This window comes from Shewanella sp. SM20 (assembly GCF_025654545.1).
Taxonomy (GTDB): Bacteria; Pseudomonadota; Gammaproteobacteria; order Enterobacterales; family Shewanellaceae; genus Shewanella; species Shewanella oncorhynchi.
The window spans coordinates 1-26,946 of the sequence record NZ_JAKKRK010000042.1; the positions used below are offsets into that span (position 1 = coordinate 1).

General features: G+C 46.5%; 24 protein-coding genes and 2 pseudogenes. 8 read left to right on the plus strand and 18 right to left on the minus strand.

Annotated features, from left to right (window positions below):
• Positions 1 to 152 (minus strand): annotated as a pseudogene (locus tag L5M18_RS16490) (IS4 family transposase); the annotation flags it as partial.
• A 99-nt stretch (positions 153 to 251) separates the two neighbouring features.
• Between L5M18_RS16490 and L5M18_RS16495 the strand changes: the two are divergent.
• Both L5M18_RS16495 and L5M18_RS16500 read left to right on the plus strand, forming a co-directional pair.
• Positions 252 to 929: pseudogene (locus L5M18_RS16495) on the plus strand (helix-turn-helix domain-containing protein); the annotation flags it as partial.
• Between the two features lie 37 nt (positions 930 to 966).
• Positions 967 to 1,416 carry a carboxymuconolactone decarboxylase family protein gene (locus tag L5M18_RS16500; RefSeq protein WP_263197807.1) on the plus strand — a complete coding sequence of 150 codons (450 nt, stop codon included), beginning with the start codon at positions 967 to 969 and terminating at the stop codon, positions 1,414 to 1,416.
• 94 nt (positions 1,417 to 1,510) lie between these two features.
• On the opposite strand, the gene L5M18_RS16505 is transcribed toward L5M18_RS16500, so the two are convergent.
• Both L5M18_RS16505 and L5M18_RS16510 read right to left on the minus strand, forming a co-directional pair.
• Positions 1,511 to 2,518: a class I SAM-dependent rRNA methyltransferase gene (locus L5M18_RS16505; protein ID WP_263197809.1), complete on the minus strand. Its 1,008-nt coding sequence runs from the start codon at positions 2,516 to 2,518 to the stop codon at positions 1,511 to 1,513.
• 211 nt (positions 2,519 to 2,729) lie between these two features.
• Positions 2,730 to 3,023 (minus strand): YciI family protein, encoded by a 294-nt coding sequence (locus tag L5M18_RS16510; RefSeq protein WP_198572268.1) that lies wholly within the window; start codon positions 3,021 to 3,023, stop codon positions 2,730 to 2,732.
• Between the two features lie 890 nt (positions 3,024 to 3,913).
• Between L5M18_RS16510 and L5M18_RS16515 the strand changes: the two genes are divergently transcribed.
• Positions 3,914 to 5,581, plus strand: a complete 1,668-nt coding sequence (locus L5M18_RS16515; RefSeq protein ID WP_263197810.1) for an MFS transporter — start codon at positions 3,914 to 3,916, stop codon at positions 5,579 to 5,581.
• Positions 5,582 to 5,736: 155 nt separating this feature from the next.
• Positions 5,737 to 8,286, plus strand: a complete 2,550-nt coding sequence (locus L5M18_RS16520; RefSeq protein ID WP_263197812.1) for a glycoside hydrolase family 15 protein — start codon at positions 5,737 to 5,739, stop codon at positions 8,284 to 8,286.
• A gap of 121 nt (positions 8,287 to 8,407) precedes the next feature.
• Here L5M18_RS16520 and L5M18_RS16525 read toward each other — a convergent pair whose 3' ends face one another.
• Positions 8,408 to 9,226, minus strand: coding sequence for an AraC family transcriptional regulator (locus L5M18_RS16525; RefSeq protein WP_263197814.1), 819 nt, complete (start codon positions 9,224 to 9,226; stop codon positions 8,408 to 8,410).
• Between the two features lie 80 nt (positions 9,227 to 9,306).
• Here L5M18_RS16525 and L5M18_RS16530 point away from each other — a divergent pair, with 80 nt between their 5' ends.
• Positions 9,307 to 10,698: an SLC13 family permease gene (locus tag L5M18_RS16530; protein ID WP_263197815.1), complete on the plus strand. Its 1,392-nt coding sequence runs from the start codon at positions 9,307 to 9,309 to the stop codon at positions 10,696 to 10,698.
• A gap of 115 nt (positions 10,699 to 10,813) precedes the next feature.
• On the opposite strand, the gene L5M18_RS16535 is transcribed toward L5M18_RS16530, so the two are convergent.
• Positions 10,814 to 12,688, minus strand: a complete 1,875-nt coding sequence (locus L5M18_RS16535; RefSeq protein ID WP_263197816.1) for a choice-of-anchor I family protein — start codon at positions 12,686 to 12,688, stop codon at positions 10,814 to 10,816.
• A gap of 452 nt (positions 12,689 to 13,140) precedes the next feature.
• Here L5M18_RS16535 and L5M18_RS16540 point away from each other — a divergent pair, with 452 nt between their 5' ends.
• The 3 genes from L5M18_RS16540 to ilvN all read left to right on the plus strand — a co-directional run bounded on the left by L5M18_RS16540 (position 13,141) and on the right by ilvN (position 17,108).
• Positions 13,141 to 14,364: a multidrug effflux MFS transporter gene (locus L5M18_RS16540; RefSeq protein ID WP_263197818.1), complete on the plus strand. Its 1,224-nt coding sequence runs from the start codon at positions 13,141 to 13,143 to the stop codon at positions 14,362 to 14,364.
• Between the two features lie 531 nt (positions 14,365 to 14,895).
• Positions 14,896 to 16,614 (plus strand): acetolactate synthase 3 large subunit, encoded by a 1,719-nt coding sequence (locus tag L5M18_RS16545; RefSeq protein ID WP_105252618.1) that lies wholly within the window; start codon positions 14,896 to 14,898, stop codon positions 16,612 to 16,614.
• Positions 16,614 to 17,108: an acetolactate synthase small subunit gene (gene ilvN, locus L5M18_RS16550; RefSeq protein WP_028759823.1), complete on the plus strand. Its 495-nt coding sequence runs from the start codon at positions 16,614 to 16,616 to the stop codon at positions 17,106 to 17,108. Before L5M18_RS16545 ends, ilvN begins: the two co-directional genes overlap by 1 nt.
• 97 nt (positions 17,109 to 17,205) lie before the next feature.
• Here the strand turns inward: ilvN and L5M18_RS16555 are convergent, their stop codons facing one another.
• From L5M18_RS16555 to cysE, 13 genes are all read right to left on the minus strand, one after another.
• Positions 17,206 to 17,649: an Hsp20 family protein gene (locus L5M18_RS16555; protein WP_028759822.1), complete on the minus strand. Its 444-nt coding sequence runs from the start codon at positions 17,647 to 17,649 to the stop codon at positions 17,206 to 17,208.
• A gap of 362 nt (positions 17,650 to 18,011) precedes the next feature.
• Positions 18,012 to 18,443, minus strand: coding sequence for a nucleoside-diphosphate kinase (gene ndk, locus L5M18_RS16560; protein ID WP_263197819.1), 432 nt, complete (start codon positions 18,441 to 18,443; stop codon positions 18,012 to 18,014).
• A gap of 197 nt (positions 18,444 to 18,640) precedes the next feature.
• A complete protein-coding gene (locus L5M18_RS16565; protein WP_006081849.1) occupies positions 18,641 to 18,808 on the minus strand; it encodes a hypothetical protein in 168 nt (55 codons plus the stop codon).
• A gap of 217 nt (positions 18,809 to 19,025) precedes the next feature.
• Positions 19,026 to 19,223 carry a Fe-S cluster assembly protein IscX gene (gene iscX, locus L5M18_RS16570; protein ID WP_028759821.1) on the minus strand — a complete coding sequence of 66 codons (198 nt, stop codon included), beginning with the start codon at positions 19,221 to 19,223 and terminating at the stop codon, positions 19,026 to 19,028.
• A gap of 113 nt (positions 19,224 to 19,336) precedes the next feature.
• A complete protein-coding gene (gene rimK, locus L5M18_RS16575) occupies positions 19,337 to 20,242 on the minus strand; it encodes a 30S ribosomal protein S6--L-glutamate ligase (protein WP_006081851.1) in 906 nt (301 codons plus the stop codon).
• A gap of 157 nt (positions 20,243 to 20,399) precedes the next feature.
• Positions 20,400 to 20,738: an ISC system 2Fe-2S type ferredoxin gene (gene fdx, locus L5M18_RS16580; protein WP_006081852.1), complete on the minus strand. Its 339-nt coding sequence runs from the start codon at positions 20,736 to 20,738 to the stop codon at positions 20,400 to 20,402.
• An 8-nt stretch (positions 20,739 to 20,746) separates the two neighbouring features.
• Positions 20,747 to 22,609: a Fe-S protein assembly chaperone HscA gene (gene hscA / locus L5M18_RS16585; protein WP_198572276.1), complete on the minus strand. Its 1,863-nt coding sequence runs from the start codon at positions 22,607 to 22,609 to the stop codon at positions 20,747 to 20,749.
• Between the two features lie 67 nt (positions 22,610 to 22,676).
• Complete coding sequence (gene hscB, locus L5M18_RS16590) at positions 22,677 to 23,201, minus strand: co-chaperone HscB (protein ID WP_263197821.1); 525 nt, start codon at positions 23,199 to 23,201, stop codon at positions 22,677 to 22,679.
• Between the two features lie 16 nt (positions 23,202 to 23,217).
• Positions 23,218 to 23,541 (minus strand): iron-sulfur cluster assembly protein IscA, encoded by a 324-nt coding sequence (gene iscA, locus L5M18_RS16595; RefSeq protein ID WP_006081855.1) that lies wholly within the window; start codon positions 23,539 to 23,541, stop codon positions 23,218 to 23,220.
• 14 nt (positions 23,542 to 23,555) lie between these two features.
• The gene (gene iscU, locus L5M18_RS16600) at positions 23,556 to 23,939 is read right to left on the minus strand and encodes a Fe-S cluster assembly scaffold IscU (protein WP_006081856.1); all 384 of its coding nucleotides are present in this window, start codon (positions 23,937 to 23,939) and stop codon (positions 23,556 to 23,558) included.
• A gap of 37 nt (positions 23,940 to 23,976) precedes the next feature.
• Positions 23,977 to 25,191 (minus strand): IscS subfamily cysteine desulfurase, encoded by a 1,215-nt coding sequence (locus tag L5M18_RS16605; protein WP_028759818.1) that lies wholly within the window; start codon positions 25,189 to 25,191, stop codon positions 23,977 to 23,979.
• A gap of 80 nt (positions 25,192 to 25,271) precedes the next feature.
• Positions 25,272 to 25,733: a Fe-S cluster assembly transcriptional regulator IscR gene (iscR, locus tag L5M18_RS16610; protein WP_006081858.1), complete on the minus strand. Its 462-nt coding sequence runs from the start codon at positions 25,731 to 25,733 to the stop codon at positions 25,272 to 25,274.
• A gap of 366 nt (positions 25,734 to 26,099) precedes the next feature.
• Positions 26,100 to 26,921: a serine O-acetyltransferase gene (gene cysE, locus L5M18_RS16615; protein WP_028759817.1), complete on the minus strand. Its 822-nt coding sequence runs from the start codon at positions 26,919 to 26,921 to the stop codon at positions 26,100 to 26,102.
• Positions 26,922 to 26,946 lie beyond the last annotated feature (25 nt).

Genomic DNA, 26,946 nt, shown 5'->3' on the forward strand with positions numbered 1-26,946 from the left:
TTTCGACCTAACTTTCGACCTAACTCAGTCAAGGTCAGTGTCTTACATTCAATCAGTGCCTTAGAGGCCAGCATCAAGCTGTTTAATCGTTTTAGGTGAAGTTCTGGGCAGTATTGGTGTAAAGAATGTTGTAGGATATTGGCTTCGCGCATCTTGTTGTCCAAGTGTAGTTTTTAGCGAAACCATTTGATCATGCAACAAGATGCGCTTCCACTCTAATTTGATGATTTATTTGTAAATCATCAGGGGATTCTTCAGCACTCAGTGGCGATGAACCTCAAGTGTTGTTTCATTGTGGTCAGAGCCGACATTCCCACGCCTTTTTACCAGGAATCGAGCTGATGACAGTTCGCTTTCACCCCGGCGGCGCGTTTCATTTACTTGGCATTGAACTGCAAGATATTCTGTCTGCCGCATCAATGAAGGCTATTGATGCGACGCAATTGCAGCTAACAGGATTGGATCAACTGCTATCGCAACTGGCGGAAACCAATCAGCCAGCCCAACGCGTCGCCCTACTTGAGCACTGGTTATTGCAGCTCACCCAGCAGCAATGTGATGCGGCCTTATCTCGACATAAAAGCGCTATGATTAGCTTAGTGCAGGCGAGTTTACCAAAGCTTACTCAAACCCAAGCCAGTTTAGAGGATTTCTATAGGCAACTGCCCTTAAGCCGCCGTCAATTTGAACGAAGATTTAAACAAGAAACCGGATTGTCACCCGCGCAGTTACTGCAATTAAACAGAGTCAAAATCGCCCGCAATTTACTCAGCCAATCACCTAACCTCAGCCTAGTGCAGGTCGCATTCGATTGCGGATTTTACGATCAAGCCCATCTACATCAACACTTTGTACGGGTGACACAGCAAACACCAGGACAATACAAAAAGCGTAAAATGTCGCAAATATCCAATCCTACGTCGCGCTAACCGCTTAGATTGAAGCCTCAGCTTATAGGAGGCTTTTATGTCAGAACGAATACCACGCCAGCAAATTTATCAGCTACAACCCGCACTCGCCAACGCACTGTTAAGCTTAGACAAAGCAGCGGGCGACTCCCACTTTTCGCCATTACTGGTGCATTTAGTCAAGCTTAGAGCATCGCAACTCAATGGCTGTGCTTTCTGCCAACGCATGCACGCAGAGGAAGCCAGAAACGATGGCGAAGAGCAACTGCGTTTAGATTTACTTGCCGCTTGGCATGAGGTCGATGGGGTATTTGATGAACAGGAACGAGCAGCTTTAGTGTGGACAGAAATACTCACCCAAGTTGCGTCGGCCCCCGTCCCTGATAGTCAATATGCTCAGCTGGCCGAGCACTATTCCGAGAAAGAAATTGTCGACCTCACCAGCTTAATCATTGCCATTAATGGCTGGAACCGCGTCGCGATTGCCTTCCATTTACAGCCCATCTAGCGGCAAATAAATGGACAAATAAACAGGGCACCGAATCGGGTGCCCTGCTTGTTAATATCACTATGTAGTTCTTATCACTATACCATTTGTATAACTAACTTAATGTCAGTGCCACTATTTTAAGTGGATGATTGTCATCGAACGAAGGGAAATCCTCATGGGGATCGAGCCAAGTGTGCGTAGTGACTGTACGGCCTTGTTTTTCAACGCAGCGCACTAAACTGTCAAACCATGCTTGGCGCTCGACTTTCGCCACATTGTTACAGCAAACGATAGTGCCACCGACTTTGGTCGCCATTAATGCGGGCTTGAACAAACCTTGATAATCATTGACCAAATCAACAATACCAAAAGCACTCTTGGCATAACGCGGCGGATCGAGGAACACCAGATCAAACTGGGTTTGCGCCAATTTGGGATAACTCGGTAATTTTTGATTGCGACGCCCTCCCACACTCAAGCCTGCCAATTGGCGCAGGACCGGAAACGCATCACTCTGCACAAACTCACATACATTCGACACCTGATTTAACGCCGCATTCGCTTTGCCCGTCGCTAAAGCAAAGGAAGAAAAATCAACATTCATCACCTGAGTCGCGCCGCCGATGGCTGCCGCAGTACCAATGCCGCAGGTGTAGGAAAACAAATTCAGCACAGTTTTATCTTGGCTGTGTGCCCGCACATATTCGCGGCCAATGCGCATATCAAGGAATAACAGCGGATCTTGTCCTTCGTGGCGCAGTTTAGTGCTGAACTTGATGCCATTTTCCTGCATTACTCGCTCAGAACTCGCAATCTCTGTCAGTGCGGGAGATAAGGCATTCAATACACGGGAATGGCCTAATGAACGATCGTTATACACTATCGGCAAATCGGCCTGTTGCAACAAAACAGTGCCGACATCAACCAACTCTTCGTCGGTTAAGGTCTGATGAAAACTCTGCACTAGCCAAGTATCGCCATAACGGTCGATATTCAAGCCACTGACGCCTTCGACTGTGCCATGGAACACCCGAAAACAATCGGTTTGATCCTGTTCTGCTTGTTGTAAAAAATCATGGCGTTTCGCCAGAGCCGTCGATAACAGCGTTTGAATAGACATAAAAAGCGGGACTCGCGCAGCGGAAACCTGCGTAAGGTTTCAAGAGGGAAAACGGCATAATACCAAACTAGGTCGCAGAATATCGGAAAAGTTCGCCCCGAAAACAGCATAAACACCGACTAACACCCAAATGGGGGGAACTCTATGTCCCCCAACCCGCCAAGCCTGTTATAACCAAGTGCACGGAATAATTTTCAAACAAAGATGTAGGTTAAATCACTTCAAGCAACGGCTCTAACCCTGGCGCCGTTTTAGTCGGCACAAACTCTATCACCTCAAACTCAGCGACATCGGCAATGCAGAAAGGATCTTGCTGCAAAATAGCCTCTAGCGCCGCGCGACTTTCAGCCTTGGCGAGGATGACGCCACCGGTACGTGGCACCTTACGACCCGAGGCGACAAAAGTCCCTGCGGCATAATACTCATCAAGATAAGCAATATGGGCGGCTAAATGTAACTCCACTTCTGCAATTGGCTTTTTATAGGTAAGCGAGACAACAAACATAGGGATCCTTTAATCAACTGAAAAAATTTAAAATAATCGAACGAAAAACGCTTAATCTGGCGATCATCATAAGCTAAGTACCTATCTGATCCCACCATATCTAGGCTGGCTATTATCATAGTGCAGAGTGCGCGACTTTCGAGTCAAGCTATCAGCATCCGTACTGGATATTTATTGCATGCTGAGTCTGATTAAGTGCATTGAACTCGCCGTCAGTTATGCTGCGGTTGATTTTATCACTCAGTTAACATCCGCAATAACAATACCCTTTTATCTGAAAAATAATGCAATGACTGATCATCAAGTATTCTAACAAGATTAGAGAGTTATTTGAGCATTCCAGCAAGCCTATGACTATTGATAAACCGTCTAAATGCGTTACACCTATGTTTCCATCCAGTTACTAAGCCATGATGAATACGTATGTAAGCAGTTGTGCAAAAATCTACGCCGAGGCTACTATAAATCCGCTCGTTTCACCCTCTGCTTGTGGGGTTTGAAATCTGTGAGGTCGTTTCTGATAGGGTTACATACAAGGATTGCTATCAGGCTTAAGTTCTTTCTGCTGACTGGCTTTAGGCCACTCACTTGGGCTAACCCCTTTGAATTAAGGTGTTAGCCCAAATTTGAAATGAATTTATCGGCGAATATGCTTCTGAGGGAGGAGTATATTCGCTATTTTTTCACAGAGTACACTCATTCATCGCATGCGCGAAAGCACCATGAATAAGCCATGAATCTGACTCTTGGCTTTTATTGTATGCTCTTGGCTGTGATGAAATAGCTCACCACATAAAAGCAAAGTACAGTGCCAATCCATTGCTAGGCAAAACAATTAAAACAATAAGCACTCAAGGCAGAACGACTGCCAGCAACAGAAAGGAAGTTCAATGTCTTCGAATTACCAGCAAGATCCCCATCAAGCCGCAGCGCCTCAGTTGCCGCATGCATTCAAGCAACAACCTGAGCTGAGTTTCTGGCAAATTTTTAATATGTGTTTCGGTTTTTTAGGCATTCAATTTGGGTTTGCCCTGCAAAATGCCAACGTCAGCCGCATTTTTCAAACCTTAGGGGCTTCTATCGATGAAATCCCCATACTGTGGATTGCCGCGCCGCTAACGGGTTTATTGGTTCAACCTATTATTGGTTATTTGAGTGATAACACTTGGGGACGCCTTGGCCGTCGCCGCCCCTATTTTTTGATTGGCGCGATTTTTACTACCCTTGCCATTTTTATCATGCCGCACTCGCCTACCCTGTGGATTGCCGCCGGCATGTTATGGATCATGGATGCCTCGATCAACATCGCCATGGAGCCATTTCGCGCCTTCGTCGGTGACAATTTACCGAAAAGCCAACGTACTCAAGGCTATGCCATGCAAAGCTTTTTCATCGGCATTGGCGCTGTGGTGGCTTCGGCCTTACCCTATATTTTGACTCACTTTTTTGATGTTGCGAATACTGCACCAGCAGGTGAAATTGCCGATTCAGTGCGTTATGCCTTCTATTTCGGTGGCGCAGTGTTATTGCTCGCCGTCAGTTGGACTGTCGTATCGTCAAGAGAATATTCCCCTGAAGAACTAGCCGCCTTTAACGCAAAACAAGTCGATGCTGAAGATGAAACTTTAGCCCGCACTCGTACCCGCAAGGATTATCAATTTGCCTCCTTCGTATGGATGGGTCTCGGCGCCCTGCTCACCTTCGCTATTGGGGCGCAAGATTTAGACAAGCAGCTGTATATTTTGAGCTTAGGGATTTTCGCCTTTGGCCCATTACAACTGTATTGCGCGCTGCGTTTGGGCCATTCACAACCCGCTGAACGCAATAAGCTCGGCATGGTATTTAGCGTGGTCGATGACTTGTTCCATATGCCCAAAGCCATGCATCAACTGGCGATCGTGCAGTTTTTCTCTTGGTTCGCACTGTTTGCCATGTGGATTTACACCACTGCCGCCGTGACGTCTTACCATTTTGGCAGCAGCGATGTGTTGTCCCAAGCTTATAACGACGGCGCAGATTGGGTCGGCGTACTGTTCGCCTCCTACAATGGTTTTGCCGCCATTGCCGCGATTTTTATTCCTATGCTGGCTAAGCGTATTGGCATCAAGCTAACCCACACAGCCAATATGTTCTGTGGTGGTATAGGTTTGATTAGTTTCTTTTTTATTAAAGACCCAAGCCTGTTATGGCTGCCTATGATAGGTGTCGGTATCGCGTGGGCGTCAATTTTATCTGTGCCCTACGCCATGTTGTCGGGCATGTTACCCCCGCAAAAAATGGGCGTTTACATGGGGATTTTTAACTTCTTCATCGTCATCCCGCAGCTTCTTGCCGCCAGTGTGCTGGGTTTAGTGCTCAATGGTCTGTTCGATGGTCAACCTATTTATGCACTGATCACAGGTGGCGTCTTGATGATGTGTGCAGGCATTGCCGTATTATTTGTCGACCAAGACATTGTCGAACAAAATAACTCAAATAATCAAATTGCAGCGATGAACCGCAAGACCCACTCAATCACGAAAGCCACAAGCAAATTAACGAATAAAATTAACAAATAAAAGTTAGCTCTTTATAGCAGCGATACACATTAGGCGACATGCAGCAATGCATGTTAAGCGCGGTGAATTCGGTCATTTGGCTAATCACAGCTGCATAAAATATCTTTATCAATTCAATCACTATAAAAATAAAACCATTATTTGGGGAGAACGAGATGGAATCGAGTCCTACGCCGCAGCAGGATCTGCACACCAGCCAAAACCGTCACACACAAGCGTTAACAAGGCACAGCCGCCTAGCGCTTGCCGTCGCCGCAAGCCTATTAGGGATAATAGGATTAGCGGCCTGTTCACCCACATCGAATTCAGCAACAACTGCCACAAGTGTGAATGCCGCGCCAAATGTGCAGCGGGTTGCGCCCGGCGCACCGGGTAAAGCGCCGACTTGGGCATTTTCGGGTAAAACCGGTATTGGAACGTCTTACGAGCCTTACACCCAAGGTCAATACCAAGATGCTAAGCAAAATCCCATTAGCCGTGTTTGGTTCTCCCTCGCCCAAGGTATTTTAACCGAAACCATGTATGGTCTTATTCACAATGCGCAGCTCAAAGAACTGCAATTTGTGATCACGGGAAATGGCTTTGTCGATACCGAAAAAGATAACACCATCAGCAGCATAGAATATTTAGATACAGATACTAATGGTCGCCCGCAATCCCTTGCCTATAAAATTATCAATAAAGATGTTGAAGGTAAGTATCAGATTGAAAAGCATATCTTTACCGATCCCAACCGCGACACTTTGATGATGCGTGTCACCTTTACCGCCTTTGAAGATGGCATTACACCGCATTTGTATGTCAATCCGCATATCGACAATGCGGGCGCCAATGATATCGGCCGCATCGACACTCATACTGACAGTCATGCTAATAATCAGGCGCTGGTGGCCTATACCGCCGCCAAAGACAGTAGCGTAATGACGGTAAAATCCGATCTGAATTTTGTGCAGGCTACGACTGGCTTTGTCGGTGTCTCCGATGGCCTAGCCGATTTGGCCGATAACGGCAAACTCGATACGCCCTATCAAATAACCAGTGCGCAAGATAAATCGACCGTCGGCAATATCGCCTTTACCGCAAGCTACCCTACGCTCATCAAAGCCAAACCCGTCACTTTTAATCTCGCCATCGGTTTTGGTAAAGATGAAGCACAAAGTTTAGCCAATGCCGATGCCACCTTGGCCGCAGGTTATGATGCTGTGCTCAGCCATTACAATGCAGGCTGGCACGATTACCTAAGCTCACTGCCCGCCATCGCTAACATGGCCAACAACACGACCGATAACGGTAAGCTGCTGTATACCAGCGCTATGGTCTTGAAAGCGCAGGAAGATAAAACCTATGCGGGCGCACTTATCGCCTCGTTATCTAATCCTTGGGGCGATACGGTTTCGGCAGCCGTGCCGAGCACTGGCTATAAAGCGGTATGGCCGCGCGACTTTTACCAATGCGCCATGGCATTCCTCGCCATGGGTGACACGCAAACGCCCAAAGTGGCCTTCGAATACCTGAAAAAAGTGCAAGTGACCGAAAAGACGCCCGGCTTTACGGGTACGCCCGGTTGGTTCCTGCAAAAGACCCATGTGGATGGCCAAATTGAATGGGTCGGCGTGCAACTCGATCAAACTGCCATGCCTATCATGCTCGGCTGGAAACTCTGGCAAGCGGGCGTACTCACCCCTGATGAGATCAGTCACTGGTATCAAGAGATGCTCAAAGGTGCAGCGGACTTTTTGATCAGCGGCGGTGACGTCAATCTGGATTGGAATCACACCCAAATCACCCCGCCCAAAACCCAGCAAGAGCGTTGGGAAGAACAAGCGGGTTACTCCCCCTCAACAACGGCCGCAGTGATTGCCGGTCTTGTTGCCGCGAGTGACATCGCCAAAGAAGCCAAGGATATCGACTCCAGCAGCCGTTATCTTGCTGCCGCTAAAAGCTTAAGTGACAGCTTGGAAAAGCATTTAGTCACCACCCAAGGATTATTGAAGAACAGCGCAGGCGTCAGCCCGCCTTACTATTTACGTTTAAGCCCGAATGGAAAGCCAAATACTAGCGATACACTGGCGGCAAATAACGGTAAGCAAGGTTTAGATCAGCGTCAAATCCTCGATGGCGGATTTTTAGAACTAGTGCGTTATGGCGTGCGCGGTGCAACTGACAAGCTCATCAAGCAAAGCCTTCAACTGATTGATAATACAGAGCTTGAACCAAATCTACGCATAAAATACGAGTTTACCGCCAAAGATGGCAGCACTATCCCAGGCTTTAGACGTTATGGTAACGACGGCTACGGTGAGGATACGGTTTCTGGCAATAACTATGCGGAATCCGGCAGCAACAGCGCCGATCAACGCGGCCGAATCTGGCCATTCTTCACCGGCGAGCGCGGTCATTTTGAATTAGCACTCGCCCAAGCAAAAGGTGAGCTAACAGGCAATAACGCGCAGCAAACCAAGCAGCAGTTAATCAACACCTATGTGCAAGGCATGGAAACGTTTGCGAATGCTGGCATGATGTTACCCGAGCAAGCGTGGGACGGTGTCGGCGACGCCACCCGTTATCATTACCAACTCGGACAAGGCACCAACTCTGCCACACCGCTTGCCTGGACCCATGCCGAATACATCAAACTGGTGCGCTCAATGACCGATGGCCAAGTCTGGGATTATTACCCTATCGTCCCAGCGGCATTGAAATGACAAGTTGAAATAGCCGATTAAAATAGCGCATTAGCTTAACAATACTTTGATAAATTGCAGGCTAGAACAGCATCCTAGATATTGTTCTAGCTTTTTTATAGACGGTTTTATGATGCCTGATTTAGCGCCCGCTTTTCATAGGCTTATGCTGCGGGTAATCTTGCGGCGTGCAACCAAATTGCATTTTAAAGGCGGCACTGAAACTGCTGACACTCAAATAACCTAAACTATGGGCCACCATAGTTGTGCTCTCCCCTTGGCTTAAGCTCTCAAGCGAATTTAACAAACGAAATCTTTGTCGCCATTGTCGATAAGTAAGCCCAGTTTCAGCTTTGAATAGTCGCTCAATAGTTCTCACACTCGCGCCGCCCATTTCGGCTAACTCGGTCAGTGAGTAACTCACTTTTGGACGTCGGATCAGCGTTTGGATCAAGCGGCTGAGTCTTGGATCTGAGCCAGCAGGTAAATGGGCATCCAGACTGTCCAGAGTTTGAAGCTCATCGATGGCAACCAAACCCAGCCGATGCAGTTGTCCACTGTCCATAAGATGTGAACTTTCACAAAGTTTAAGCACTAATTCGCGCATCAACGCTGTCATCGTCACCATCACCACTTGCGTATCCTGTGGCCTAACATCATAGCTAGGATCAATATAGATATTGCGAGTATGGGCGTGGGTTTCACTGTTCACTTGATGGGGCAAATTGCAAGGGATCCAAACGGCATGGGTTGAGGGTACCACCCAAACGGCATTTTCACTGCGAACACGTAACAAGCCTTTGACGGCCCAAAGTAACTGACCCCGCGGGTGCGAGTGAGGCTCGATACCCGCTTCCGCCGCCATATTGCGAGTATGGGTCAGCACGGGCCGATTGGCATCTATGATAAACGCCGCATCACTGGGTGTTAATAATGTCGCTTTAGGAACATGTTTTGACATATTACCCTCTTAAAACGCCAAACTAAGTCAGCTATCTTAGTAGGCATCTTTTACGTATTCAACCCAATAGGTCGGTAAACATGAAACGTTTTATTGGCGTTAAACAGCTAGCGTTTTTCAGTGCACTGTTGATCGCTACTTTACTTGCGCTTTTTCCGCTAAGTCAGCATCCCGCGGTGTTTTCCTACAGCGCAGGCGTAGTGTTAGTGACCTTGATGTTTTGGAGCACAGGTTTCTTCCCGCCCTTTATGGCGGGGTTAATCTTTTTTGCCCTTGCCACCATTTTTAAACTCATTGAGCCGAGTATACTTTTCTCCGGATTCGGCTCAACTGCGGTGTGGTTAATCATTTCAGGGTTTGTGATCGGCAGTGCAATCACTCAGTCAGGTTTAAGTCGCAGAATGGCCAGTTTGATTGCCCCAATACTGACCACAAGTTATCCACGCTTAATTGCGGGTTTGGTCTTTAGTGCCGTGCTGCTTGGCTTTGTGATGCCCTCATCCGTTGGCCGTGCAGTGGTACTGGTGCCTATTGGTATGGCGTTAGCCAAGCAAGTCGGTTTTGCTCGTGGTAGCCATGGGCGGATAGGCATTGCGACCGCCTTGGCACTGGCGTGTAACATGCCCAGTTTTGCCGTGTTGCCCGCGAATATTCCCAACATGATATTAGCGGGTTCCAGTGAGAATCTATTCAATATCCACTTTGGTTATACTGAGTATCTCTTATTGCATTTTCCAATCCTTGGTTTACTCAAATCGATATTGATTGTGGCGCTAGTTATCTTCCTATTTCCTGCAAAAATTGATAAAAATCAGCCTGAACGCGTTATTGAAAAAGAAGCTTATAACCTTGGTATGCAAAAGAAAGTTGCACTGTTACTGGCGATTACTTTGCTCTTTTGGGTGACTGACTCGCTGCACGGCATCAACCCCGCTTGGGTAGGATTAACAACGGCTATCTTGTTATTGCTCCCAAAATGGGGAGTGCTTGAGCCTAAGAGTTTTAATAGTTCAGTGGATTTGTCGACCGTCATTTTTGTCGCGGCGGCCTTAGGTCTGGGAGCATTGGTCAATCATTCCGGGCTCGGCACTGCGCTAGGTCAACTGTTCAGTGAATGGTTACCCTTGCAGCAAGGGGCATCGTTCCTGAATTTTATGTCGTTATCGTTAATCGCGACGCTAACAGGATTAGTGGCAACGGTTCCAGGCGTGCCGACTGTGTTATCCCCCATGGCGGCAGACTTTGCCAATGCAACTGGCTTCTCCACCCCTGCGGTATTAATGACGCAGGTGATCGGGTTTTCAACCGTGATTTTTCCTTATCAGGTGGCTCCTTTGATTTTGGCGATGCAATTATCCCAAGAGCCATTAACTAAAATACTTCGCATCACCTTACCTCTAGCGGCAATAACTCTAGTTGCACTTATTCCACTGGATTATCTGTGGTGGCTATGGCTCGGTTGGATAGCCTAAACCCTCACCATTGGCGGTATTCATGCCGCCAATGGTGGATTTTAGAGCGGTTATATCAAGAACTCACAAGGCCCACGTCCAAAGCGCGATGCTCAGGTGACTGAGTAAAACTCAATTACTTGATCTTGAGTTGGTAAACACTCGTTGTGCCACTAACTTCATTGCCTATTATTAACAAAGGATTACCGTTAGGGCTTTTATCGGCACTGACAAATTTCATCCCTTCTGGTCCCAAATCACCCGCCAATGTTGCATCACCTTTGACTGCACCTGTAGCGGTATCGACAACGAAGTCAGCTTCAAAATCACGGTTCACAACATAGTCGACAAAATGCACATCAAAAGGATTAGTCACGTCATAGATCATAAAGCCAGAGGTACGTTCTAAACCAACAAAGGCATATAGTCGTTGACCAATTTGGCCTAGGGCTAAAGCTTCTGGCTCTGGCCCCTTGTCATCGCTGCGACTATCACCTTTATTTTCTTCGTTGTTATTGTTGAACTTATCCCCCAGTAGTGCGGCGGTAATACGTTCAAAATCACTGCCACTGTCAAACACTTGCTGACCATCAGCATTCCAAATCGAGAAGGAACGAGCACCAAAGCTCACGACTTTGTCGTAGTCGCCATCCTTATCATCGTCCCCCATGCTCGTCGTTACCTTAAGACGCGCTAATTGGGTTTTATCTTTTGCGGCGGCAAATTGTGGGTGATTCGGGTCGAGCACTAAATCCCCTGCGCGGGCTTCTTCCGAAAAAGCCGCATAGTCACGGGAGTCACCTTCATTCGCAGTCACAATAAAGTCAGTGTTATTCCAACGGTAGCTAGCAAGGGTATCGGGTTGATACATGCCGTACACCCCAGTGTAGCTTTGCAGGTTCACAAGATTGTCTTTGTCACTCGCATCAATTTTATTCACATCAAGCCCGTAATCTTTGAGGCCTAGTGGTAAAATCTTTGAGACTTTCGCATTGGCGATATCAATCACGGCAATAGCATTGTTCTCTTGTAAACTGACAAATGCACGGCGGTTATCTTGGCTAATGGCGATATATTCAGGTTCTAAATCCTGCGCCACACTCGCCATTGGGCCATTAATTTTAATGTCAGCGGTGATTTCAGTTGCACGCGCACCGCCATGATTAAACACACTAAAATCTATGATGGTCGCAGCGGCTGCAGGCTTACCGTCAGTAATCGCAATCAGCGCAACACTGCCTTCAGGATCTAAGGTATAAGCAGGATTAGGTTCGCCTTCATTGGCCACGAGTAAAGTTTTACCGTCGTGGGTGAACACTACATTATCGGGTAAAGCACCGACTTCGACGGCGCTGATAAACTGTGGAGCATCTGTGCCATTAAGCTGATAAAAAGCTACAAAACCATTGGCTTGAGTTTTATTGCCTGCAGAGTCACCACGCTCAATGGCAGCCGCTAACAAGTTGCCTGAAATACTCACGCTGTTAACGCTACCCATAAAGGTTTGACCCACATCCTTAGCAACATCGAGTTCAGCTAATTTGTCGAGATTATTCAATGCTAAAGGATCTGTGGCGTTTGATGCAGTCACTAATAAGCTGCCATCGATAATATCGACTTTGCCGCTGATCGCATTGACCACAAAAATACGGTTAGATGCACTGTGATATTCAACGATTTCGGCAGCACTTAAGCCATAAACGCCAGTCTGATGACGACCAATCAACTCTGCTTTTAAGCTTGCAGTTTGTGGCTGGCAAACATATTGGGTTTGCGCGACTGCAATTTCACTGTTATCCAATTGTCCATTATGGTTGGCATCTAATCCGGTATCGATACGCTGACCACCGGCGGGACAATTTGCATCACCAATAGTTAATGCGGTCACTTTAACCAGTGAATTTAAGCCGTTGTCGCCTTTATCACCTGCTGCGCCATCATCACCGCTGCAAGCACCTAGCAATAAGCTCGCCATAATGGCGGCTGCAAGCGGGAGTCGTTGTGTTTTCATCGTGTCATTCCTGAATATTTTATTTTTAGTAGGGTGAAGCTAAAGCCAACTAAATTAGTCAGCATAAAAGACACCTAGATGACAAAGCAGTGACACTCAGATGACAACTAACACTTTTGAATGAAGCATATTGGAGGATAACGGCTCGAGCCGCCAAGGTTATACCTCGATTATCGAGACTTGCTACTTAGTTACAATTTAATCGGTAAAATACGGTAAAGAAATCATCGCAAAGATTGGTTTATTTGTCCTAGCGCTTTACTATGCTATTGCTTAATGCCTTACCGTGAAAATTGATCGAAGCACAATTCACTTTTCCCCAAACACTGCCAATTAGCGCAAGATGCTGGCTAAAAATGGACGGATTAGAGTGAATTGTCCTAGTACAATTTAAACCACGCCGCATAACCCTGAGAAATACGCTTTCAATTCTTTCGCCACCCGAGGTAACAGTGGACCCACAATCACAACCTTCTGCCCATAACGGCAGACATATACCGAATTTAGCACTGCTTATTCCCATGCTAGCGGCGATTGTCGCGATCACACCATTGGCCATCGACATGTACTTACCTGCGATGTCGACATTGGCCCTTAGTTTTCATACCGATATCACAACAGTGCAACAGTCCCTGAGTATCTACTTAGCAGGTTATGCACTGGGCATGTTGTGTTTCGGTCCCTTAGCTGACCGCATTGGCCGTCGCCCTATGGTGATAATGGGGCTGAGTGGCTTTATGCTAACAAGTTTATTGATTGGTTTTGCTGGTCAAGTCGAAATCTTTCTTGGACTACGCTTTTTGCAGGCCTTTATCGGCGCAGCAGCGACTGTGGTGGTGCCGGGATACATCAAAGAAGTCTATGGCGACAATACCGCCAAAGGTATGTCTTACGTGAGTTTAATCATGATGTTAGCGCCATTACTGGCACCTAGCATTGGCAGCATTATCTTAGAACTCGGTGATTGGCATTTAATCTTCTTCATTCAATCTGCCTATGCAGCAACCCTGTTATTACTCGTGCTGTTTGCGCTAAAAATGCCCAGCGATAAAGATATGGATACCCGCAGCCAAAAATCGTTTCTTGGTGCCTATGCGACCGTATTTTCCCGATCTGGCGTTAAGTTAAACATTGCCAGCGGCGTGTTAACGTCTTTTGCGTTTTTCTGTTATCTCACCGCATCACCCTTCGTTTATATGGAAGTCTTTGCCTTAGATAAATCCTATTTTGCCATCTTGTTTAGCACCAACGTTGGCGCTTTGATGTTGGCCAATATCATTAATACTCGCATTGTCGGCCGCTATGGTTCGCTGCGTATGTTGCACGTATCGACCTTTTTTGGCGCTATTGCGGGAGCTGGTTTATTAACCGTCAACCTACTGGATATGAGCTATCATTTTACCGTGATCATGCTTATTCCTTTGATGGGCAGCCTAGGGGTGATGTCGGTCAACGCCGATGCGATAGTGCTGATGAAGTTCAAACAAGAAACCGGAACGGCAACAGCGGTTATTGGCACCTTAAGATTTGGCTGTGGCGCGTTAGCGGGGCCGTTATTAGCGGTGTTCTATGATGGCACAGCAGTGCCCTTCTCCGCCCTCATGTTAGGCTCTATTGCGTTAGTCGGCATTTGCCAATTTAATCGTCCAAAACATCAAATACAGCCGACGATTTAAGGATCTATTTTTAAGGGTCTATTTCTAAGAGCCATGGATACCAATGCCACATCGGCAACACATGTTTGATCGCGTGAAAACAGCGCATTAGCCTTCACTAATGTAGCAAATAAGTAATATTCAATCGCAACAGTTAAGTATCTGCTTATCTAACGTCCCACAGCAAAACGGCACTTTTAGTGCCGTTTTTGCTTTTTAAGCATCTAACAATCTGAAAAATATAAAATAAGTCCATAAATCAGCCTAGATTACTTGGCGATTCCAGCAAGTTCTCCACCCATTCAAACGTGAAATTGTTTCAAGTTGGTTACTTTTTACATAAAAGGCTTGAAATGTTGTTTTTTTTGAATATGATGAAATTCTGTTCATTGCAACAGTTGCTGCATCCTAAGGATGAATCACTTGTCTTCTACGAAGTCAGTTCAGCATTTCGGAGTCTGAATTACCCTTCAGGCTTAATTTTTAGAGCGATTACCGTCGCTGTAACAAAATACTGTTTACCGTAACGGTACTATGCAATAGGAGTTCCACATGGAGATGTTATCCGGCGCCAGCATGATAGTGCGTTCTTTGATTGATGAAGGCGTAAAGCACATTTTTGGCTATCCTGGCGGTTCAGTTTTAGATATCTACGATGCCCTGCACGTTATCCCAGGTATTGAACACATACTCGTTCGCCACGAACAAGCCGCCGTACACATGGCCGATGGCTACGCCCGCGCCACGGGTAAAGTGGGTGTGGTATTAGTCACTTCAGGACCCGGTGCCACCAACGCGATTACCGGTATTGCCACCGCCTACATGGACTCTATTCCCCTCGTCGTATTATCGGGTCAAGTACCGAGCAACCTTATCGGTAATGACGCCTTCCAAGAATGCGATATGATCGGCATCTCTCGTCCAGTGGTCAAACATAGCTTTTTAGTTAAAGATCCCACTCAAATCCCTGAAACGATAAAAAAAGCCTTTTATATTGCCTCTACCGGCCGTCCTGGGCCTGTGGTCGTCGACCTGCCAAAAGATTGCTTAAACCCAGCGCTACTGCACGAATATATTTATCCCGAAAGCGTGAAAATGCGCTCATACAACCCGACAACCTCGGGGCATAAAGGACAGATCCGTCGTGGACTACAGGCACTATTAGCGGCTAAAAAGCCTGTGCTCTATGTCGGTGGCGGCGCCATTATCTCGGGTTGTGATAAGCAAATTTTACAATTAGCTGAGAGATTAAATATTCCCGTCGTCAGCACACTTATGGGACTAGGGGCTTTTCCAAGTACCCACAAAAACAGCCTAGGCATGTTAGGGATGCACGGTCGCTACGAAGCCAACATGACAATGCATAACTGCGATTTGATCTTCGGTATTGGTGTGCGCTTCGACGATAGAACCACTAATAATGTGGAAAAATATTGCCCGAACGCGACCATTTTGCACATAGATATCGACCCCTCGTCTATTTCAAAAACTATCCACGTCGATATTCCCATCGTAGGGTCGGCCGACAGTATTTTAGACAGCATGTTGACACTGTTAGATGAATCGAACGAGCACAATGACAACGATGCCATCGCCACTTGGTGGAATGATATTGAGCAATGGCGCGGCCGCGATTGTCTGGCCTATGACAAAAACAGTGGTCGCATCAAACCACAGCAAGTGATTGAAACCTTGTATAAGCTGACCAATGGCGATGCCTATGTCGCCTCTGATGTTGGCCAGCACCAGATGTTTGCCGCCTTGTACTATCCGTTCGATAAGCCGCGCCGCTGGATCAACTCAGGGGGTCTAGGCACCATGGGGTTTGGCCTACCCGCCGCAATGGGGGTTAAAATGGCGATGCCTGATGCCACGGTTGTCTGTGTCACGGGTGATGGTTCAATCCAGATGAACATTCAAGAGCTTTCGACCGCGCTGCAATATGATACGCCGGTTAAAATTATCAACTTAAACAATCGTTTCCTTGGCATGGTTAAACAATGGCAGGACATGATTTACTCTGGCCGTCACTCACATTCCTATATGGATTCAGTACCTAATTTTGCCAAAATTGCCGAGGCCTATGGCCATGTAGGTATGACGATCAGCGATCCCGCCGAACTTGAGTCAAAAATGGCAGAAGCGCTGGCGATGAAAGACAGACTGGTCTTTATCGACATCATGGTGGATGAAACTGAGCACGTGTACCCAATGTTGATCCGTGGTGGTGCGATGAATGAAATGTGGCTGACCAAGACGGAGAAATGCTAATGCGTCGAATTATATCTGTATTATTAGAAAACCAATCCGGCGCCCTTTCTCGTGTGGTCGGTTTGTTTTCACAGCGCGGCTATAACATTGAAAGTTTAACGGTGGCGCCAACGGACGATATCACACTGTCGCGGCTTAACATCACAGTCGTTGCCGATGAAATGGTGTTAGAGCAAATAGAGAAGCAGCTACATAAACTCATCGATGTGTTAAAAGTTTCGAATATTACCGAGTCAGCTTATATTGAACGCGAATTAGCCCTTATCAAGGTCCGCGCCCAAGGCGAGTTTAGGGAAGAAGTTAAACGGATGGCGGACATTTTCCGCGGCCAGATTGTCGATGTCACCGCCAATTTATATACCATCCAAATGGTCGGCACATCAGAGAAACTCGATGCGTTTATTCATGCGCTAGGTGAAGTGACTAAATTGGTCGAAGTCTCTCGCTCCGGTGTGGTGGGTTTGGCTCGCGGAGAAAAGGCCATGAAAGCGTAACTTTCTCACGGAAATCTCGCGGACATTTTTTGCGTGAACACAAAAACAAGGGGAGCATTATGCTCCCCTTGTTTTTAGGTGGTTACCACAGTGTCAATTATGACTGGCTGTCTAGCAAGCGCGATGAAGTGATCTCAATTTTGCGTGGTTTCAATGCTTCAGGGATTTCACGCACTAAATCAATATTGAGTAAGCCATTTTCTAAACTTGCGCCGAGCACAGTGACATAGTCTGCCAGTTGGAAAGTGCGCTCAAAACCGCGTTCCGCTATGCCTTGGTACAAGTATTTACGCTCGGTTTGGCTTTCAGCTTTGTTGCCTTTCACCAGTAATTTCTCACCTTCACTGCTGATCTCAAGTTCATTCATTGAGAATCCGGCCACGGCCATAGTAATGCGATAGCGATTTTCGCCTAATAATTCAATGTTATATGGGGGATAGCCAGTATTGCCATTATTAGCGGCGGCATGTTCTGCCAGCTGAGCTAAACGGTCAAAACCAATGGCACTACGGTACAGGGGAGCTAGATCATAATTACGCATATTCATATCCTTGTCTTAAGCAATATGGAGAATTGGCGGACGGTTTTCACGATGAAAACGCTTGTAGAGTCTGCCGAGTTAAATCTTCTGTCCTTACGGCACAGAATTCACACTAGGATCCTCATCGAGCGATCCTGAAATAGATATAAGGACGGGAGAGAAAATTTCAAGCAAGAAAATTAAAAAAATGTGCAAAATTTAAAAAGACTAATAAAAACAAAATTTTATTAAGTTTTAACACTTTGAATTGACGTATGATTTGTATAAAGGGATTAGCATCATTGCAATATGGAAATCTATATTCGCTAAATTGCAGCCAATAAAAAAGGAGCCTAAGCTCCTTTTTCAGTCTTAGCATCGAATTAACGAGTGCGTGGACACAATTCTTCAGCGCTGAAGAAGTAAGCAATTTCACGAGCAGCAGATTCAACAGCATCTGAACCGTGAGCCGCGTTTTCGTCAATGCTTTCTGCGAAATCAGCACGGATAGTACCAGGAGCTGCTTGAGCAGGATTAGTTGCACCTAAAATTTCACGGTGAGCTAAAACAGCGTTTTCGCCTTCTAATACTTGGACCATGATTGGACCAGAAGTCATAAATGCAACCAGAGCACCGAAGAAACCGCGCTCGCTATGCTCAGCATAGAAACCTTCAGCTTGTTCTTTGGTCAGGTGTAACATTTTAGCTGCAACGATCTTAAGACCAGCAGTTTCAAAACGATTGTAGATAGCACCGATGTGGTTTTTTGCAACAGCATCTGGCTTGATAATAGAAAATGTGCGTTCGACCGCCATAACTAGCTTCCTTTGTCAGCAAGTTTAAAAAATTCGCGCGGATTATACGAAATTTAAAAGCTAAATCCTATCTTTATAGCAAATTAGTCTGAGATATTGCGCACATTCGCTTTATTCGTAATCAGTTTGATCACACAAAATACCCCGCTAGGAGGATAAATCCTTAGCAGGGTTCATTAACTCATTAAAAAATGGGATTATTTTCTATTTTTTGCCCAAATACCAGCCCATGCAATCAAAGCGACTAAAATGACTGCGGGTGCAAGATCTAACAAGTGATGGAATAAACCGACACCGCCATGACCTGGATGAGCCCAAGCCATTGAAGGGACAAGCATACATAACAATACAAGCAAAAGTTTCATGTGAACATCCTTGCAGTTGCGATAATAAAGTTAAGCCATATAAATGCCTTAACCAATATACAACAAATTACGATATCCACTGAAAATGAACTTGACTGTGATCAAACTCTCGCGAAATATTCTCTGCGCCACTGCAAATACGTGAGGTAAATCACCTTAGTTAATTTTCTGAAGGACAAGATGCCTCACATAAAAAGCCGTACCACAACTGTGCTCACTACTTTTCATCAATCCAACACTGCTGAATTGCTTCCAGTATTTTTTCATTGCAATGCTTAGGATCATCAGCAAAATCATTCAAAGCTAACACCCACTCATACAGTTGGGTGAAATGCAGCTGAGTGGGATTCACCTCTGGGTGTGCTTCGAGTAATTCCAACGCAATATCTAACGAATCTATCCAAGTTAATGTCATCGTTTTCCCCTATTCTGTTCGCTTGAATGGATAAGCTAGTGCTTAACGCCGTTACCCATAAGGAGGTGAATCAAGTGTTGATATTCCGTAGTCAATACTCGACAACCGAGGCATTACCCCTGTGCTTGCGTCACCTTTTTTACTTTAATCGCATTTTTTTCAACAAAATCAATAATAGCACCCGCAACATCTTTCGTGGTGGCGCCTTCAATCCCCTCAAGCCCTGGTGAAGAGTTCACTTCCATGATCACAGGGCCATGGTTTGAGCGTAACAAATCAACCCCTGCCACATTTAATCCCATCGTCTTCGCCGCACGAATAGCTACAGAGCGCTCTTCAGGAGTCAGTTTGACTAAACTCGCCGTGCCACCACGGTGCAAATTAGAGCGGAACTCACCGGGCATAGCTTGACGTTTCATGGCGGCAATCACTTTATCGCCGAGCACGAAACAACGAATGTCTGCGCCGTTGGCTTCTTTGATATATTCCTGCACCATGATGTTGGCTTTAAGGCCCATAAAGGCTTCAATCACGCTCTCAGCCGCTTTGCGGGTCTCGGCTAATACCACGCCAATGCCTTGAGTGCCTTCGAGTAATTTAATCACCAGAGGCGCGCCACCCACCATATCAATTAAGTCTGGAATATCACTCGGTTTATTGGCAAAACCGGTAATAGGCAAACCAATACCGCGGCGTGACATCAGCTGCATAGAACGCAATTTGTCCCGTGAGCGGGAAATTCCAACTGAATCATTTAAGGCATAGACGCCCATCATCTCAAATTGGCGCAACACCGCCGAACCATAAAAGGTAATCGACGCCCCAATACGGGGGATCACGGCATCAAATGCAGGTAACTCTCGCCCGCCAATGTGGATACTCGATTGCCGCATGTTGATATTCATATAACATTCAAGGGGATTGATTACGTGTACTTCATGACCACGTAATTGAGCCGCTTCAACGAGTCGCTTCGTTGAATATAACTCTGGCCCTTGCGATAAAATCGCTATTCTCATTTGGTCTCCGGCAACCATTAATTTTGAGCGCATAATACGCCTGCGCAAGGATAAATCAAACAACTAGAGGCATAGACAAGATTAGTTGCACAAATGCTCAACGCCAAAAGCAAAAAACCAGTCACGTGGACTGGTTTTAATCATTATCGAAGCAATATTAATTGCCTTCGCTAACCATGTTAACCGTGTATTTAGGGATCTCAATCACCATGTCAGTGTCGACCACTTTAGCCTGACAAGATAGACGGCTTTCGGGCTCGAGTCCCCATGCTTTGTCTAACATGTCATCTTCTAGCTCATCACTTGGCTCAAGATCATTAAAGCCTTCACGCACGATACAGTGACACGTCGTGCAAGCACAGGACTTTTCACAGGCATGCTCGATATTGATGCCATTACGCAGCGCAACATCGAGAATGGTCTCACCAACATTCGCCTCAAGCACAGCGCCATCAGGGCACAACTCGGCATGGGGAAGAAAGACTAATTGGGGCATTACATCACCTATATGTTGTCGATCGACTGGCCTTTAAATGCCACTCGAATAGAATTGTCCATACGTCTGGCAGCAAAATCTTGGGTTTGCTCATCCAGTTTTTCAATCGCGAGTTTAATCGCATCGGCATCATCGCCCGCGGCAACTTGCGCCACATTGGCCATAGTAGCATCGATCTGAGCACGCTCATCGGCATTCAGCAAATCGCCATCCTTCGCTAACGCTGCATGTAAAGACTCGAGTACCCTCGCCGCCTCCACTTGCTGCTCGGCCAGCATACGACGACCGATATCGTCTTTGGCATACTTCATCGAATCTTTCAGCATAGTGGCAATTTCAGTATCCGATAAACCAAAAGACGGCTTAACTTGAATACTAGACTGCACGCCGGTGGATTTCTCCATCGCCGTCACGCTAAGTAAACCATCGGCATCCACTTGAAAAGTCACCCGAATGTGCGCAGCACCAGCGGCTAACGGCGGAATACCCTTTAAGGTAAAACGCGCCAGTGAGCGGCAATCGGCAACGAGCTCACGCTCACCCTGCACCACATGGAATGCCATGGCCGTTTGACCATCTTTAAAGGTGGTAAATTCCTGCGCCCGTGCAACAGGAATCGTGGTATTACGCGATACCACTTTTTCAACTAAGCCGCCCATGGTCTCTATGCCTAATGACAAAGGGATCACATCGAGCAATAACAAATCCGATTCAGGTTTGTTGCCCACTAAAATGTCGGCTTGAATGGCCGCACCAATGGCGACAACACGATCGGGATCGATAGATGTCAGGGGTGGTTTACCGAAGAAAGCTTCGACCTGTTCACGCACTAATGGCACGCGCGTTGAACCGCCAACCATCACAGTTTCAAGCACTTCATCCGTCGTCACGCCCGCATCACGCAGGGTACGGCGACAGCTGGCAATCGTCTTTTTCACCAATGCCGCAATCATGGCATCAAATTCAGCTTTAGTAACGATTTGCGTCAGTTCAGTACCATCGGCAAGGATCACTTTCGCTTCAGTTTCTGCTGCATCAGTTAAGGCTTCTTTAACTCGACGCGATTCAATCAGCAACTGACGACTTAATTGTGAGTCGATGTCGCTAAGCTGCCACACTTGCTGCATATGTGCTTGCAGTAAATGATCGAAATCATCGCCGCCAAGCGCTGAATCACCACCAGTGGCTAACACTTCAAATACACCACGATTCAAGCGCAAAATAGAAATATCGAAGGTACCGCCGCCTAAATCATAGATAGCAATCACGCCCTCTTGCTTAGAATCTAAGCCATAGGCAATCGCAGCAGCCGTCGGTTCATTCAACAGACGTAGCACTTTAACACCCAGCAAAGCTGCGGCATCTTTTGTGCCTTGGCGCTGAGCATCGTCGAAATACGCAGGCACAGTGATCACCACGCCTTGCAGTTCGCCGCCTAAGGTTTTTTCAGCGCGGGCGATCAGCGGACGTAAAATCTCCGCAGATACTTGCACGGGATTCACTTGGCCTTGGGGAGTCACAAATAAAGGTAAACCGTTTTCGCTTTCGGCAAACTCGTAGGGTAATGATTGCTCGCCAGCTTGAATATCCGCTAGGCTGCGGCCCATAAAACGCTTTACCGAAACGATCGTGTTTTGCGGATCCTGCGCCGAACTCAACGCCGCAAGTGCGCCGACTTCGACTGAATCTTGGGTATAACGCACGATAGAAGGTAATGAATGCTGTCCAAGTTCGTCCGGCAGGGTTGCCGTCTCTCCACTTCGAACGGCCGCCACCAAAGAATTGGTCGTACCTAAATCGATGCCAACGGCAAGTCTATGTTGGTGCGGCGCGGCACTTTGACCGGGCTCAGCTATCTGCAAAAGGGCCATATATATCCAACTTAGTAATGCCAACTCAAGCGTACTTGAGTCAGCAAAGTAACATAAACACGGAAAATCAATCTAACAGAGCGTCTTCGACTCTGGTCAACTCGTCGTGTAATTTTGCCATAAATTTGAGTTTGCGAACTTGATCCGCCGCTAACAATGCATCTTCAGCCTGATCACTGGTTAACAGTTGAGTCAGTTGCTGAGTGAGTTGCGCGCGGTACTCTGCAAACGATTGATATAGCTCGTCAATACTCGCTTGAGGATCGGCACTATCGCGTATATCTTCTAACGCCTCGCGCCATTCCATTTGCTGCATCAAGAAGCCGGTATCTTTCACTGTCGTGGTTTCATGGCTTAATTCAATTCCACGCAGCGACAACATATGCTCAGCGCGGCGAATGGGATCTTTTAAGGTTTGAAAACCATCATTGACTTGCGCCGTGCGCTGCACCGACAGCAATTTTTGCTGATCAGTATCATTGGCAAATTTATCGGGATGAACCGCCCGTTGCAGTTCACGATAGCGTTCTGCAAGTAAGGCGGTATCAATATCGAAGGCAGGGGAAAATTTAAACAGCTCGAAATAATTCATGCGTCAACTTTAGCGGTTAAACAGTGAAACTCTCACCACAACCACACTCACCTTTTGCGTTAGGATTATTAAATTGGAAGCCTTCATTCAGCCCTTCTTTAACAAAATCCAGCTCGATCCCTTGAAGATAGATAAGGCTCTTGGCATCTATGATGATTTTCACATCTTCGATATCAAACACTTCATCATCATCATTTAAAGAATCAACGAACTCAAGTACATAAGCCATACCAGAACAGCCTGATGTTCTTAAGCCGAGACGCAGGCCTACACCTTTGCCTCGGTTGACTAAGAAAGATCTGACACGATCGGCTGCCGCTGGGGTCATTGTAATCGCCATCTTAACTCCAGATGTTACTTAGCTTGTTTCGATTTGTACTCGTCGATAGCAGCTTTAATGGCATCTTCAGCCAAAATTGAACAGTGGATCTTCACTGGTGGCAATGCCAATTCTTCAGCGATATCCGTGTTTTTGATCGCCGCAGCTTGTTCGATAGTCTTGCCTTTAACCCACTCAGTTACCAGTGAGCTAGACGCAATCGCGCTACCACAACCGTAGGTTTTGAACTTAGCGTCTTGAATGATGCCATCAGCACCAATTTTCAACTGAAGTTTCATCACGTCACCGCAAGCAGGTGCGCCTACCATACCGGTCACGACCGAAGGATCGTTTTTATCAAAAGAACCAACGTTACGTGGATTCTCATAATGATCTATCACTTTTTCACTGTAAGCCATGGTACTGCTCCAAAATTATCTATTGTAAAGGTCAGAATTAATGATGTGCCCACTGAACTTGGTTCAGGTCGATCCCATCTTTAAACATTTCCCACAAAGGAGACATTTCTCTTAATTTATCAATAGATTGAGTAATAACTTCGATAGCGTGATCGATTTCTTCTTCGGTTGTGAAACGGCCGATTGAGAAACGAATCGAGCTATGTGCCATTTCATCATTTAAGCCAAGTGCACGTAATACGTAACTAGGCTCTAGGCTGGCTGAAGTACAAGCCGAACCCGATGAAACCGCTAAATCTTTCAGTGCCATCATTAACGACTCACCTTCAACATAGTTGAAGCTGACGTTGAGGCTACCGCTAACACGGTCAATCGCATCACCATTGATATAGGTTTCTTCAATGTGCTTGATGCCATTCCATAATTTGTCACGTAATGCACCGATACGGGCATCATCAGAGGCCATTTCCGCTTTTGCGATTGCAGCCGCTTCACCTAAACCTACGATTTGATGCGTTGGTAACGTACCGCTACGCATGCCACGCTCATGACCACCACCGTGCATTTGCGCTTCTAGGCGAATGCGTGGCTTACGACGAACATATAGTGCGCCGATACCTTTAGGGCCATACATTTTGTGACCAGAAATCGAGATCAAATCCACTTTAGTGGCTTGCACATCGATAGGCACTTTGCCTGCACTTTGCGCCGCATCCATGTGGAAAATAATGCCCTTTGAACGGCATAGCTCACCGATTGCATCGATATCGTGGATAACACCGATTTCGTTGTTCACGTGCATGATGCTGACAAGGATAGTGTCGTCACGCATCGCTGCTTCTAAACGTTCCATCGGAATGATGCCGTTAGCCGCAGGCTCTAAATAAGTCACTTCGAAACCTTCACGCTCTAATTGGCGACAAGTATCGAGAACCGCTTTATGTTCAGTCTTACTGGTGATGATGTGCTTACCTTTCTTGTGATAGAAATGAGCAACACCTTTTATCGCTAAGTTGTTCGATTCCGTCGCGCCAGAGGTAAACACAATTTCGCGGTGATCGGCGTTAATTAACTCGGCAACTTGGTTGCGAGCAATATCCACCGCTTCTTCGGCTTGCCAGCCGTAGCGGTGTGAACGTGAGGCCGGATTACCAAAGATGCCGTCCATTGTCATGCATTGGAACATCTTTTCCGCGACTCTAGGATCAACAGGCGTGGTGGCGGCATAATCTAAATAGATAGGAAGCTTCATAACACACTCCGTACTGAGCAGTCTCTGGTAGAGGCTACATACAACGTACAAAAATTATTTTTATATATAACAAAGTGCCGCTATAAACTGACTCTTTGTTCCTTTTGCATAGTGTCTTGCTTAAGTGAGATAAATTGCACATCTCGCTTCTGCATCAAGCCGGCAAGACTGATACCATCTAAAAAATCGGAAATTTGTTTGCTTAAATCGCCCCAAAGTGAATGGGTTAAGCAGCGAGTTCCACTCTGACAGTTGCCAAGTCCTTGGCAACGAGTCGCATCGACAGACTCGTCTACAGCATGGACAACCATGCCGACTGAAATATCATTAGCTTCTAGGCCTAAGCGATAACCACCGCCCGGTCCACGTACACTGGCAACTAAACCGTGTTTTCTTAGCTTAGCGAAGAGTTGTTCCAGATAGGAAAGCGAAATCCCTTGTCTTTCAGAGATATCCGCTAAGGGAACTGGTCCCGATGCTGAGTGGATTGCCACATCTAGCATAGCGGTTACTGCATAACGACCTTTTGATGTAAGTTTCATAACTACCATAGCTCCCGAACAGGTATGCATTATTTCAACATACCCGAGTAATTCAGTCAAGTATTAAAACCTACTAAAACACTCAAGTATATGAGTGTGCACATAACCAATACCCTTTCATCTTGGTGGGGTATTTAACCTTTTTCTAGGCTAAGATTCAATGCTAAAGCGCCAATTAATCGACATCTAGCACGATATAAACGCAGGATAAAAGTGATCTCGGTACTATGGTGCGATCAAACTCAGGTTTGATCACAATATGCGCCTTTACAACAGGATGAGCTAAAGTAACACGCTAAACGAGACCCTTGTGAGGGTTAGCCCTTAAGTAAGTTAGACCGCTAAGTTAAACCATTTCGTTAAAACTTAGATACTCGGATCAAACTCATCTAATGCACTATGGCGTTTTTCCGCCGCCGCTTTTTCTGCATCATTAAACTCACCCATATCAAGCTCTGGCAGCTTTTCAGTGCAGACATTGCCACCCAGCCCTTGAATGGCTTGACACAACTCTTGAACTTTCGAGTCCATCAAATGCATGTGATCGAGCATCTGCCCTATTGCATTGGCCACCGGATCGGGATTATCCGGTGATACCGCATACGCATCGAAGCCATATTTTTTTGCCATCGCGCTGCGGCGTTCAGTTTTCTCTTTCGATTGCGGTGACGGTGTTGCTACCACGCGCCCAGGAATCCCCACAACCGTGGTATCTTTGGGCACATCTTTCACCACAACAGAATTAGAGCCCACACGCGCACCATCGTGCATGGTAATAGGACCGAGGATTTTTGCCCCTGCGCCCACCACTACGTTATTGGCTAACGTCGGGTGACGTTTCCCCGCCTGCCAGGTGGTTCCACCAAGCGTGACACCGTGATAAAGGGTGCAATCATCACCAATCTCAGCCGTTTCACCTATCACAACGCCCATACCGTGGTCGATAAAAAATCGATGACCTATGGTTGCCCCAGGATGGATTTCAACCCCTGTCAACCAACGGGAAAACGTCGATAAACAACGTGCCGTTAAGCGCCAATCGCGCTTCCATAGCTTATGGCTTATCCGATGCAACCAAATGGCATGCATGCCTGGATAGTTAACCAAGATCTCAAACGCGCTACGCGCCGCAGGATCACGGTGATATATAGATTCAATATCTTCTTTTAGCCTAGCTATCACGCCCATTGTTTATCCTTCGCGATTAGTGTTA

Bases quoted from the DNA above. Each gene is read 5' to 3' on its own strand.
- L5M18_RS16500 (WP_263197807.1), top strand. From the start codon at position 967: ATGTCAGAACGAATACCACGCCAGCAAATTTATCAGCTACAACCCGCA.
- L5M18_RS16505 (WP_263197809.1), bottom strand. From the start codon at position 2,518: ATGTCTATTCAAACGCTGTTATCGACGGCTCTGGCGAAACGCCATGAT.
- L5M18_RS16510 (WP_198572268.1), bottom strand. From the start codon at position 3,023: ATGTTTGTTGTCTCGCTTACCTATAAAAAGCCAATTGCAGAAGTGGAG.
- L5M18_RS16515 (WP_263197810.1), top strand. From the start codon at position 3,914: ATGTCTTCGAATTACCAGCAAGATCCCCATCAAGCCGCAGCGCCTCAG.
- L5M18_RS16520 (WP_263197812.1), top strand. From the start codon at position 5,737: ATGGAATCGAGTCCTACGCCGCAGCAGGATCTGCACACCAGCCAAAAC.
- L5M18_RS16525 (WP_263197814.1), bottom strand. From the start codon at position 9,226: ATGTCAAAACATGTTCCTAAAGCGACATTATTAACACCCAGTGATGCG.
- L5M18_RS16530 (WP_263197815.1), top strand. From the start codon at position 9,307: ATGAAACGTTTTATTGGCGTTAAACAGCTAGCGTTTTTCAGTGCACTG.
- L5M18_RS16535 (WP_263197816.1), bottom strand. From the start codon at position 12,688: ATGAAAACACAACGACTCCCGCTTGCAGCCGCCATTATGGCGAGCTTA.
- L5M18_RS16545 (WP_105252618.1), top strand. From the start codon at position 14,896: ATGGAGATGTTATCCGGCGCCAGCATGATAGTGCGTTCTTTGATTGAT.
- ilvN (WP_028759823.1), top strand. From the start codon at position 16,614: ATGCGTCGAATTATATCTGTATTATTAGAAAACCAATCCGGCGCCCTT.
- L5M18_RS16555 (WP_028759822.1), bottom strand. From the start codon at position 17,649: ATGCGTAATTATGATCTAGCTCCCCTGTACCGTAGTGCCATTGGTTTT.
- ndk (WP_263197819.1), bottom strand. From the start codon at position 18,443: ATGGCGGTCGAACGCACATTTTCTATTATCAAGCCAGATGCTGTTGCA.
- L5M18_RS16565 (WP_006081849.1), bottom strand. From the start codon at position 18,808: ATGAAACTTTTGCTTGTATTGTTATGTATGCTTGTCCCTTCAATGGCT.
- iscX (WP_028759821.1), bottom strand. From the start codon at position 19,223: ATGACATTAACTTGGATAGATTCGTTAGATATTGCGTTGGAATTACTC.
- rimK (WP_006081851.1), bottom strand. From the start codon at position 20,242: ATGAGAATAGCGATTTTATCGCAAGGGCCAGAGTTATATTCAACGAAG.
- fdx (WP_006081852.1), bottom strand. From the start codon at position 20,738: ATGCCCCAATTAGTCTTTCTTCCCCATGCCGAGTTGTGCCCTGATGGC.
- hscA (WP_198572276.1), bottom strand. From the start codon at position 22,609: ATGGCCCTTTTGCAGATAGCTGAGCCCGGTCAAAGTGCCGCGCCGCAC.
- hscB (WP_263197821.1), bottom strand. From the start codon at position 23,201: ATGAATTATTTCGAGCTGTTTAAATTTTCCCCTGCCTTCGATATTGAT.
- iscA (WP_006081855.1), bottom strand. From the start codon at position 23,541: ATGGCGATTACAATGACCCCAGCGGCAGCCGATCGTGTCAGATCTTTC.
- iscU (WP_006081856.1), bottom strand. From the start codon at position 23,939: ATGGCTTACAGTGAAAAAGTGATAGATCATTATGAGAATCCACGTAAC.
- L5M18_RS16605 (WP_028759818.1), bottom strand. From the start codon at position 25,191: ATGAAGCTTCCTATCTATTTAGATTATGCCGCCACCACGCCTGTTGAT.
- iscR (WP_006081858.1), bottom strand. From the start codon at position 25,733: ATGAAACTTACATCAAAAGGTCGTTATGCAGTAACCGCTATGCTAGAT.
- cysE (WP_028759817.1), bottom strand. From the start codon at position 26,921: ATGGGCGTGATAGCTAGGCTAAAAGAAGATATTGAATCTATATATCAC.